The organism is Pseudooceanicola lipolyticus (assembly GCF_002786325.1).
Classification (GTDB): Bacteria; Pseudomonadota; Alphaproteobacteria; order Rhodobacterales; family Rhodobacteraceae; genus Pseudooceanicola_C; species Pseudooceanicola_C lipolyticus.
This window is the reverse complement of the sequence record NZ_PGTB01000003.1, coordinates 112008-121759: the sequence shown is the minus strand read 5'-3', so window position 1 is coordinate 121759 and position 9752 is coordinate 112008. Positions and strand designations below refer to the sequence as shown.

Genomic DNA, 9752 nt, shown 5'->3' with positions numbered 1-9752 from the left:
CTCTTTCGCATTCGTCTGCTCCTTCAAGGTTGGGCAGACTCTACATCATGATGAGGGATTTCGCGGGGGGCAGGTCAGGCAGAGAGGGATCAAACAGCAACCGGAGGGCATGCATCAGGTTGCTTTTGCCGACCTTGTTTTCGCCAACCACAACAACGTTTCCATCGAGGGCTACGTCTAGTTTTGAAAAGTTCCGGAAATTCTCAATCAGAATCCGTGAAAGATGCATTTTTCCTCACTCAAAATAGTAAAGACCGGACGCCCGTAGCGAGAGGCAGAAGCAGCTTCCCAAACGGAACAGTGATCCGTGACTAGGTAATTTTCGTGGTCGAACTCTAAAACAAACTTTCTTGCTCCGAGTACTCAGCGACAGCATCCTCTTCGAACTCGATGCCCGACATGGCACCCAGGTCCCTAACAACCCTGACCAGGTGATGCGCGGTGTTCAATTCCCGCCAGCCAGTCGCGTCGCCGCAGGTTTCTGTCAGCCCCTTCGCGTTGCGCCAGATCCGGTCGTCTGCGGGGGAGAAGCCTCTGCCGCAGTACTCCTTGCTCTCGACGATCTGCCTGCAGACTTCGCGCATCGTCGGCGTGAAGGCTCCCGAGTCGCTGCCCCTGATCACCAAGGTGTGGGTCTTACCGGTGTAGCGAAGGTGCGGCCTCGGTCGTCCACCGCCCTTACCCTTCGGGAACACCATTCGCCCGCAATCCGCGCCGAAGTCGCCGTAGGCCAGTCGATTTGGTTGGACACCAGTCTCTTTGAGAGCCGCCAAGAAAGTGGTCCACTCCGCCCTTGCGACCAACGTGCGCTCGTTAGCTCCGACCGGCAGCTTGTCCGGGTACGCTGACGCTTGGTAGACGATTTTGCTCCACCGCGCCGCGCCGTCCAGTTGATCGAAGATTTCGCCGATGGCGGGCGCGAAGTCAGCGCCCAGGGGCGCCCCGGTGAAGTCTACGAAGAGGACACACTGTTCCGGCCGGACGCCCGCCTTTTCCACCGCCTTGACCAGGGCAGCGGGATCAACTTCCTCGAAGTCCATGTAGATGCCTGCCCGCACGTCGCCGCCCCGAATAAGGCCCTGCCGGGCCGGGTTGCTCAGATCGGCAACAGTCAGAACGGGAAGCAGGCGGGAGTTTACCGCCGTGGCGATGCGGAAGAGCGTCGCCACACCCTCGTCGCCCAGGGCCGCCGCGGCCAGTTGCGGGTCAAGAAACGCACGCCGGTGGGGCCAGCTCTTTCCGAGGCGCTCCCCCATCATGTAGGCGATCTCGTCCAGCGTTGGCACGCGCCCCTTTTCGGGGTCTGACTCGGTAGGAGGCGGCACCACGAAGCGAGGGCACACGTGTCCCTGATAACGGGCGGCCAGCCTACCGCAGGCAGCGAACTCACCGGGCTTAGCCCTAAGAGCCGGGTAGTATGGGAGCATCACTCTTTCCTTTCTGGGCTTCACCCACAAACAGTTTCCTTACGGTGTTCCTCCCGATCTTGTTTGCGAACAGGGACCACTCGCCCCGTTCCTTGCGTATCCGCCCGAACACAATCGCCGGATGGATGCCTAGCTCATTGGCGAAGCGCTCGATGACCGCAGCCGACTTCGCGATACGGGCGGTAGAGCGCCGCCAGCGTTCTTCTGGGATAAGCAAGTTTGAGGCGAAGCGGTTGGCCTCCTCCTCCTGTTCATCGACCGATGTCTCTTGGTCGGTCTGATCGTAGAAGCCTACGGCCAGACCGGTGGAGAAGTGAAGAGTGACGTGGGCAAGTTCATGCATCAGCGTGAACCAGAAGTTGTCCACCGTGTCGGTCCTGACGGTCATTCCGATGACCGGTCTCCCATCCACGATGAACGCCGCGCCATCGATCTTGAGGCCGGGGATCTGTGGCTCCACAATCAAGACGATTCCACGAATGGCGAGCACTTCCACTGCCCGGAGCGGTCCGCGGGGATCATTGCTCAGACGGACCAGTTCGGGCATCCACTTGAGTTCAAGCGGCTCATGAATGTCCTCGACGCCTGCGAAAGCCTCGCGCGCCCTCGCTGTGACCCTGGCGCGCCAAGCATGGAGCAGCACGTCTTCGGTGTGATCCACAACGTTGAGGCCAGTTCGGAGAAGCCCCGGGCTTCCGAAGTCGATCCGGTTCTCGGCGATGTAGCGGCGAAGCTCAGCCTCAGTGAAGTCTTCGGCGAACCAGCCGTTCTCGCGTCCATGCTTGAGGATTTTCTTGATTTCCGATTTCGAAACCCCGTCAATCACTTTGTCCAGCCCACGGAAGGCAGGTTGGTCGGGCATGTCGGCAGTCAGGCGAACACCGAGCAGCGCCGCGACACGGTTATAATTCTTGAGACTGATCTGGGCGTATCGCTCAGCTTCCCAACGCTGGACCTGCTGTTCTTTCACTCCGAGGCGCCAAGCCAGGTCTTTCTGGGAGTAACCGTTGGCTATCCTAGCGACGATCAGCATCAAACCTGGCTCTTGGTTTACAAGGGCCTTTAGTGCTGTGGGCTTTTGTGTTTCCTTGGCCACTTCATAAGCCTCGACTGCTCGGGTCAGGCGCTCGCGTTCGGCCTTCATCATTCGCGAGACTTGAGAAACCACCTCAGGCGGCAGGCCGGCCACGACCGGCTCCATAGCGTGCTCCGAGTGAAGTGCCTCGGAGAGACGAGAAATCCGCGCGCGCGCTTCCCGTGCTTCCTTTTCGTTCAGGGTGATTCCGTTCATGGTCATGCCTCAATATACCCAACTTTTATGTTGTGGCCAAGTACACAACGGATAAGTTGGGTGCAATGGGCTTCTGAACTACCGTGAGGCGTTGACGCAATGAATTCGGGGCTTCCGGTGCTGCCATCACTCCTGCTATGGGCATGCGGAGTTTGCCTAAATGAGCTGGCAGCACCTCGTTGCAGGTTCGATGCGGTTCGCGGCTTCCGCCGGAGGGACCTCGGGTTCGCTTGGGTCCATTCCCCAACAACTCACCAGTGCGAAATCGGAAATCGTGATTAAAAGGCCGTATGCGGCCGCTTGATGACGATCTTGCGCCACAAGAGGCCACTTGAGACCTGTTGACAAATTAACCTACAAAGGGCCATATGTGACCGACTATGGCGAGTTAACTAGCTTAATCGGCAACGTTTGGCCTTTAGAGAAGCAATGGCGACGTCACAACAAATCGAACATGAAATCGGGCAGCGTCTTGCGCGTCTGCGCCTCGCGCGCAACGTAACCCAAACTGACCTCGCCGAGAAGGCGGGCATCGGAGTCCGCACCCTGCGTCGCCTTGAGGCTGGGGATCCTTCCACACTGGACACCTTTCTTCGCGTCGCCGCTGCGCTCGATTTGGAGCATGCGATACTCTCTGTGTTACCAGAGGGAGACATCAGGCCAATTGAACGCGTCTCACAGAAGGGGAAGGAACGCAGGAGAGCGAGTCCTGCATCGGAACAACCCAAAAAATCATCATGGACCTGGGGTGACGACGTAGATGACTGATGCGAGCATAATATTGTGGGGTCGGCGCATCGGTGCCGTAAGTTGGGATGAAGCACGCGCACTCGGCATCTTTCAATACGATCCGGCCTTTGTGGGCGCGGGTATTGAGGTCGCGCCCCTGAAGATGCCAGTTCGGGAAGCACCCTACGAGTTTCCCGCCCTTCCGAAGGAAACGTTCAAAGGGTTACCCGGCATGTTGGCCGACGCGTTGCCGGACAAGTTCGGGAACCGGTTGATCGATGCGTGGCTTGCAGAAACGGGGCGAAGCGCGGGCCGGTTCAGCCCAGTGGATCGGCTTTGCTACATCGGCAACCGCGGAATCGGGGCACTGGAATTCGAGCCAACGGTCCGTAAAGCGACCCGGTCCAAAAAGCTGGAAGTGGCTCAGTTGGTGGATCTGGCCAACAGGGTCTTAAGCGAGCGCGAGAACCTTGCCGGCAGGCTCGGAGGCGAGGACGACGCAGAGGCGCTCGAAGATATTTTGAGCGTCGGGACTTCGGCGGGTGGCGCGCGCGCGAAGGCGGTGCTTGCCTGGAACCGAGACACCGGGGAGTTCAGGTCAGGCCAAGTCAAAGTCGACGAGGGATACGAGCACTGGCTCTTGAAGTTCGACGGCGTGTCCAACAATCGAGATAAGGAGCTAGCCGATCCCCAAGGCTTCGGAAAAATCGAGTACGCATATTACCTGATGGCGACGGCGGCGGGCATCGACATGTCGGAATGCAGGCTTCACCATGAAGGCGGACGAAGCCATTTCATGACGCGTCGGTTCGACCGGGACGAACGAGGGCGCAAGGTCCACATGCAATCGCTCGGCGCGATACAGCATTTCGACTTCAATGACCCGGCCTCTTATTCCTACGAGCAGGCCATCATGACGATTAGGGATCTTGGGCTCGGAATGGATGTGGTGGAGCAACAATACAAGCGCGCTGTCTTCAACGTTGTCGCTCGCAACCAAGATGACCACGTCAAGAACATCTCCTTCCTCATGGGCCGGTCCGGCACTTGGCGACTGTTCCCAGCCTATGACGTGGCCTATTCCTACAATCCTTCTGGCTCATGGACGCGCGACCATCAAATGAGCCTAGCTGGAAAGCGAAACGATTTCACTCATGGCGACCTCATGGTTTTTGCTTCGAACGTGGGGCTGAAATCCAACAGGGCGAACCAAGCTATTGAGGAAATCCTGGGCGCGGTCGCGCAGTGGCACGAGTTCGCTGAACGGGCGGGTGTTGAGCATTCTGATGTGAGCCGTATCGAGAAAACGTTTCGCATGAATTTGCGGGGTAAGTAGCGCCGGGCCGCCCAATACGGATTGCCTTGGGATCAGTCGTGGACACGATTGTCAACCGCGCGAAATTGCATCGCGATATCATCGGTGTCCGGCTCACTCTGAGATCGTTTTGAGCACTGCGTCGTTCGCTGCGTACAGGTCACGACAATGGCCCGTTCTTATTCAATCACATAGCACTTGCAGCATTGGGGCCTAGTCAAAGCAAAGTATACTCAAACTGCCTGTGCGCGCTCGGCGTTCCATTTACAGCTGGGAGAGGGCGCAGCCTAGAACTAAAGAAGAACATGTTGTCGTAACACGACGCTTCAGATACATTCGCTTCATGGACGATGTCCCCAGCGTATTCGAACAATATCCGAGCCGTAATGGCTCATCTCGTTCTGTTGACCTGAGGCGCATCGATGCGTCGTTGAACATGCGGCGGTACTATCACATGAGCTTGCAACCGGACTTGTTTGGAGGCGTGGACCTTGTGCGAGAGTGGGGGAGGATTGGTTGTCGCGGCCAGTCTCTGATCGAGCGGCATCCGGACGAACACTCGGCGATGGACGCGATGAAGGCCCACGATGCCCTCAAGCGCAAGCGTGAATACAGGCCAAGGACGTCGATCTGATGTAATCCTTCAAACGGCTCTTGCGCAGACGTCAGCAATCACTTTTCAGATCCAATAAGCTCAGCTTGAGAGACGCTCGCGAAACGCTTACATTTCTCTATGGTGGACGTGGCCATCGTGCCCAAGACCGCCATACCTCCCTGTTGGACTTTGGCCGAGCTCTGTCTCGGCCGTTCTTTTTTGAGCGCGGGCCAATTTTATTGAATTGCCAAGCTTGCAAGCTCTTGAAGTCGCCGGCTCATGATTGCGGGCGGTCCGTACGGACCGCATCGCGTACTCTGTACGGTTTTTCTTGGCCAGAAGCTGGGGTTCTCCACGCATACGCTGGAGCTGAACGTGGCCTATTTCGACAACTGGCTGCGTGTGCTTCGGTCGGACAAGCGGCGGATGCGCAGCGCGCCTGCGACTATCTGGTCGCCGCGTTGGAGGCGGGGCAGGGTGAACGGGCCGCGTGAGGCAGGAAACCATTGCGACTGTGACCCCTGGGGAAAGTGAAAGGAGGCCTTGGGTCTGGTGGTTTCAACCCATCCGGAAAGGACAGACCCATGAGCCATCCTGAACCCCTCGCGTTCACCCCGCCCGACGCGGCCGCCATCGCTGCGCTGAACGACGCCTTCCGCAAACTTGCCTGCCTCGGGGTGCCACCGGATCGGCCCGTCCAGGGCCGGGTACATGTGACACGGGCATTGATGGAGGCCGGCGACGACTTCATGGCCGAGGCTGTGAAGGCGACGGGGGAGTTCGAGATCTTTGAACCTGAGAACGATCCCGAGGGCTGGCACGATTTCGGGGCGGTCACGATCCGTGGGGAGACCGTGTTCTGGAAACTCGATCTCTACGAAGCGGACTCCGACTTCCGCTATGGTGCTGAGGATCCCGGCAACCCCGAGACGACCACGCGTGTCCTGACCATCATGATGGCGCACGACTGGTAGGGTGTGCCGCAACCCCTTCACCAACTTCGAGAGGCCCGCCGACCCATTGAAAGGGAAAGTGGGCCTTTTGCCCTTTTGGTTCCCGGATCCGGGGATCGGTCAGGCCGCTCGGGATGTCCGGGTGGCGCAGAACCCAGAGAAGGACATTTCATGACACAAGCCCTCCAACCCATTTCCATCGCCATCGGCGATCTCGTAGCCCATCCCGCGAATGTGCGGGCTCAGTCCCCTGAGGCCTACGCCTCCGACAACATCGCGCACCTGAAGGCCAGTATCGCGGTGCTGGGCCTCCTCCAACCGCTGCTCGTTCAGCAAATCGATGGCAAGTTCGGGGTCCTCGCAGGCGGTCGGCGTCATGCGGCCCTTATGGAACTGGTCGCGGACAAGGCTGCCAAGGGGTTCACCAATCGTACCAAGATCGACTGCCGCCTAGTCCCGGGCGATTGCGACGTGACCACCGCGCTGTCGCTCGCCGAGAACATCACCCAGGCGCCGATGAATGCCATCGACGAGTTCGAGGCCTTCGCGCGGATGATGGAGGTCGACGGCCAGACGCCAGAGACCATCGCGAAGACCTTCGGCACCACGGTCGCAGCGGTCAAAGGCCGGCTGCGTTATGGGCTCATCCATCCGGAGATCCGCGCGGCGGCACGCGCAAAGGCGATCACGCTCGACGTGATGAAAGCCTTCGCAGATCACCCTAGCCAGGAAGTTCAGAAAGACGTTTTCGAGGCGCTTACCAAGGAGAGCAATTACCTGCAGGCCTATACGGTCCGGAACGCGCTGAAGTCTCGTGGCGTGCAGGTCAGTGACGATATCGGGGCCTTCGTGCGGAAGGACTATGAGGCGCGTGGCGGTGCCATCGCAGCGGACCTCCTGGACGAGCATTCCGTGCTCGAGGATTCTGCGCTGGTCGAGACCATTCTCCTCGAGAAACTCACCGCCGCGGCCGAAGAGGCGCGCGCGGAGATGGGCTTCGCTTGGGCCGATGCGGTCATCCAGTACGATTACGCCGCCATGGCCGAATTCGGTCGGGTCTATCCGGGGCCGATCGAGCCCGATGAAAGCGGCCAGCAACGCGTCGACGAGATCACCGCCGAGCTGGAGAAGCTTGAGCGCGAGATGGAGAACGAGGAACTCGCGGACGAGGCTTACAATGCGCTCTACGAACGCGTGGATTTGCTTGAGGCCGAGGCACGGGATCTGCATGAGGCCTACAGCGCCGAGGATCTTGCTCGCTCCGGCGTGATCGCCACCTGGTCGCAGGGCAGGATCTCCCTGCATGTCGGGCTGGTGCGTCCCGAAGATCAGCCGGAGAGGTTCGGCAAAGCGCCCGGTACCTCTGCGGAAGAGGGCGCGACGGACAGCGACGAGATCACCTACCCCGCCTCGCTGACCGAGGACCTCAAGACCGAGCGGGCGATGGCGCTTGGCGCAGCCATGACGATGCACCCGGAGGCGACGCTGGATCTCACGCTGTTCAAACTTGTCACCGATGTGCTGGGCCACGGCATGGGCGTCACGCAGGCGATCAAACTCGATGCGCGCCAAGAGTATCGCACCCACGCCAAGATGGGCGAGATCGATGGCACCTCGCTCGAACAGGTGGCTGCCGCGCATGACGCGCTCGATCTCTCCTGGGCGGATGATGCGAAATCTCCCGCCGATCAGTTCGCCATGTTCCGAGCCCTCAATGCGGGCGAGAAAGCCAAGCTCGTGGCCTACGCCACGGCAGCAACCACGCAGTCCTGTTTGGCGCGGGACCGGCAGCGCGACAGCCTGATGCATGATTTCGAGATCGAGGTGATGCCGGACATCCGCGCGCACTGGACACCGAACGCGGCGCTTTTCAACCGCTTTAAGAAGGCGTGGCTCCTCAAAATCCTCGGCGAGGAGCTGGGACTCACGCAAGAGGCGGTGACCCTGGCGTCCTCGACCAAGAAGGAGGTCGTCGCCTTCTGCGACAAGCTCTTCGCCGAGCCCTTCGCCACCCTGACGGAGGCGCAGCGGGCGGCGGTCGCGGCCTGGTGCCCGCCGATGATGCAGACCTCGGGCACCGAGCCGTCCGAAGGCGAAACCGAGGTCGCCGAAGCGGCCTGACCCTGAAGCCGACCCGCACCGCATTGCCGGTGCGGGTCGCACCTCTCTCAAACTCACAGGTAAATCCCATGGCACTTCTCAGCTTTTCCGCCGCGGACGTCGCGGCCCAGATCGCGCATGCGCGCGGCTGCTCCACCTTCCTGCCGAACTGGAATGGCCCGGTCGGCAACCCCGCGCTGATCCTGATCGTCGGCAATGGTGTCCATCTGCGCTCGAACGGGATTGATGGCTCCTCCACGCGGATCGTCACGACGGAACGCGCCGACCCCTCCTATGCTTTCGCCGCAGACATCAACCCGTTTCGGGACACCGATTGGATGGGGGCCCGGCAAGCGGCGTTTCGTGATCTGACGGGCCAGTTTTACACCGACATTCTCGACGACGTGCAGATGCTCATCGACCGCGGACACGACACCATTCGGTTGGCGACCGATGGTCACACGATCCGGGTCTTTGCGCGCGGTGCGGCCGACTACCTGATCGGCGGCACCTATGATGTCCCCTCCGGTCTCGGAGGCACGTTCCGGGTGATCCTCATGGACATAACCGATACGCAGGCGCTCGTGCAGAACCGCGGCAACTGCGAGGGTTTCGACGAGATGCTGCCCTACCGGGTGCCGCTCGACGCGCTGATCGAGGTCGACGACCGGAGGGTGGCATAATGGGCTGGCTCTTCTACACCGACCGCCGCGTGAGGACCTACGCGGACGAGAAGGCGGAGATCGCCCGGCTCTGTAGCTTTGAGACCGAAACCCGCAAGACAGTCCTGCTCAAGGCCTGCAAGGTGGGCTCGACCTGGTATGCCGCGGCCAGGATAACGACACTTGATGGCGCGCCGGTTGAGGATGCGACCTACTTGCCCGATGCCGACGGGTCGATCACCTTCGGGGCCGTCTTCCTAACGCGCTATGACGATGGATGCTGGGGCTACAAGGACATGGAGGAGACTTCCGACCCGGTGGAGTCGCGGGCGCCCGTCAGCCTTCTGGCCCTGCTCTCCGAGTTGAAGGATCCCGACAGCTATGCCCATGCCTGGCGCCAGCGCTGCCGGGACTGGGCGGCAATCCCGGACTACGACGAGGGGGACCGAATACGGCTTGCAGCGCCGGTCACGCTGACCGACGGCAGCACCTGCCAGATCGTGACTGTCACCCATTACCAGCGTGGAGGGCAAAAGCGCCGGTGCTACCGCATCGAGGAAACCGGCGGTCTCGTGCGTCTGCCGAAGGCCTCGCTGGCCGGATCGGAACGTCTCAGCTCGGCGAAGGGTGCGACGAGCCCCGTCCTGGCCGAGTTCTTCGTTGGTAGGGGCTCCTGACAA

10 protein-coding genes and 1 pseudogene are annotated in these 9752 nt (G+C 60.4%); 8 read left to right on the top strand and 3 right to left on the bottom strand.

Annotated elements, in window-relative coordinates; genetic code table 11:
• Positions 1 to 40: 40 nt before the first annotated feature.
• From CVM52_RS28055 to CVM52_RS02905, 3 genes are all read right to left on the bottom strand, one after another.
• Complete coding sequence (locus CVM52_RS28055; RefSeq protein WP_100161087.1) at positions 41 to 229, bottom strand: AAA family ATPase; 189 nt, start codon at positions 227 to 229, stop codon at positions 41 to 43.
• A 106-nt stretch (positions 230 to 335) separates the two neighbouring features.
• Entirely contained in the window at positions 336 to 1427 is a 1092-nt protein-coding gene (locus tag CVM52_RS02910; protein ID WP_100161086.1) for a beta family protein, read from the bottom strand.
• On the bottom strand, positions 1402 to 2718 hold the full coding sequence (locus CVM52_RS02905; RefSeq protein ID WP_100161102.1) for an ImmA/IrrE family metallo-endopeptidase: 1317 nt from the start codon (positions 2716 to 2718) through the stop codon (positions 1402 to 1404). The genes CVM52_RS02910 and CVM52_RS02905 overlap by 26 nt, the downstream gene beginning before the upstream one ends.
• A gap of 429 nt (positions 2719 to 3147) precedes the next feature.
• Here CVM52_RS02905 and CVM52_RS28050 point away from each other — a divergent pair, with 429 nt between their 5' ends.
• The 8 genes and pseudogenes from CVM52_RS28050 (at position 3148) to CVM52_RS02865 (ending at position 9749) form a co-directional block, all read left to right on the top strand.
• A complete protein-coding gene (locus tag CVM52_RS28050) occupies positions 3148 to 3486 on the top strand; it encodes a helix-turn-helix domain-containing protein (protein ID WP_100161085.1) in 339 nt (112 codons plus the stop codon).
• Positions 3479 to 4783 carry a type II toxin-antitoxin system HipA family toxin gene (locus CVM52_RS02895; protein WP_100161084.1) on the top strand — a complete coding sequence of 435 codons (1305 nt, stop codon included), beginning with the start codon at positions 3479 to 3481 and terminating at the stop codon, positions 4781 to 4783. Before CVM52_RS28050 ends, CVM52_RS02895 begins: the two co-directional genes overlap by 8 nt.
• Positions 4784 to 5105: 322 nt before the next feature.
• Positions 5106 to 5396: a WGR domain-containing protein gene (locus tag CVM52_RS02890; protein WP_100161083.1), complete on the top strand. Its 291-nt coding sequence runs from the start codon at positions 5106 to 5108 to the stop codon at positions 5394 to 5396.
• A gap of 276 nt (positions 5397 to 5672) precedes the next feature.
• Positions 5673 to 5851 (top strand): annotated as a pseudogene (locus tag CVM52_RS27605) (ArdC family protein); the annotation flags it as partial.
• Between the two features lie 90 nt (positions 5852 to 5941).
• Complete coding sequence (locus tag CVM52_RS02880) at positions 5942 to 6331, top strand: DUF3768 domain-containing protein (protein ID WP_100161082.1); 390 nt, start codon at positions 5942 to 5944, stop codon at positions 6329 to 6331.
• Positions 6332 to 6481: 150 nt separating this feature from the next.
• Complete coding sequence (locus CVM52_RS02875) at positions 6482 to 8431, top strand: ParB/RepB/Spo0J family partition protein (RefSeq protein WP_100161081.1); 1950 nt, start codon at positions 6482 to 6484, stop codon at positions 8429 to 8431.
• Between the two features lie 68 nt (positions 8432 to 8499).
• A complete protein-coding gene (locus CVM52_RS02870) occupies positions 8500 to 9093 on the top strand; it encodes a regulator (protein ID WP_100161080.1) in 594 nt (197 codons plus the stop codon).
• Entirely contained in the window at positions 9093 to 9749 is a 657-nt protein-coding gene (locus CVM52_RS02865) for a DUF6927 domain-containing protein (protein ID WP_100161079.1), read from the top strand. Before CVM52_RS02870 ends, CVM52_RS02865 begins: the two co-directional genes overlap by 1 nt.
• Positions 9750 to 9752 lie beyond the last annotated feature (3 nt).

Bases quoted from the DNA above. Each gene is read 5' to 3' on its own strand.
- CVM52_RS28055 (WP_100161087.1), bottom strand. From the start codon at position 229: ATGCATCTTTCACGGATTCTGATTGAGAATTTCCGGAACTTTTCAAAA.
- CVM52_RS02905 (WP_100161102.1), bottom strand. From the start codon at position 2,718: ATGAACGGAATCACCCTGAACGAAAAGGAAGCACGGGAAGCGCGCGCG.
- CVM52_RS28050 (WP_100161085.1), top strand. From the start codon at position 3,148: ATGGCGACGTCACAACAAATCGAACATGAAATCGGGCAGCGTCTTGCG.
- CVM52_RS02865 (WP_100161079.1), top strand. From the start codon at position 9,093: ATGGGCTGGCTCTTCTACACCGACCGCCGCGTGAGGACCTACGCGGAC.
- CVM52_RS02890 (WP_100161083.1), top strand. From the start codon at position 5,106: ATGGACGATGTCCCCAGCGTATTCGAACAATATCCGAGCCGTAATGGC.
- CVM52_RS02870 (WP_100161080.1), top strand. From the start codon at position 8,500: ATGGCACTTCTCAGCTTTTCCGCCGCGGACGTCGCGGCCCAGATCGCG.
- CVM52_RS02895 (WP_100161084.1), top strand. From the start codon at position 3,479: ATGACTGATGCGAGCATAATATTGTGGGGTCGGCGCATCGGTGCCGTA.
- CVM52_RS02875 (WP_100161081.1), top strand. From the start codon at position 6,482: ATGACACAAGCCCTCCAACCCATTTCCATCGCCATCGGCGATCTCGTA.
- CVM52_RS02910 (WP_100161086.1), bottom strand. From the start codon at position 1,427: ATGCTCCCATACTACCCGGCTCTTAGGGCTAAGCCCGGTGAGTTCGCT.
- CVM52_RS02880 (WP_100161082.1), top strand. From the start codon at position 5,942: ATGAGCCATCCTGAACCCCTCGCGTTCACCCCGCCCGACGCGGCCGCC.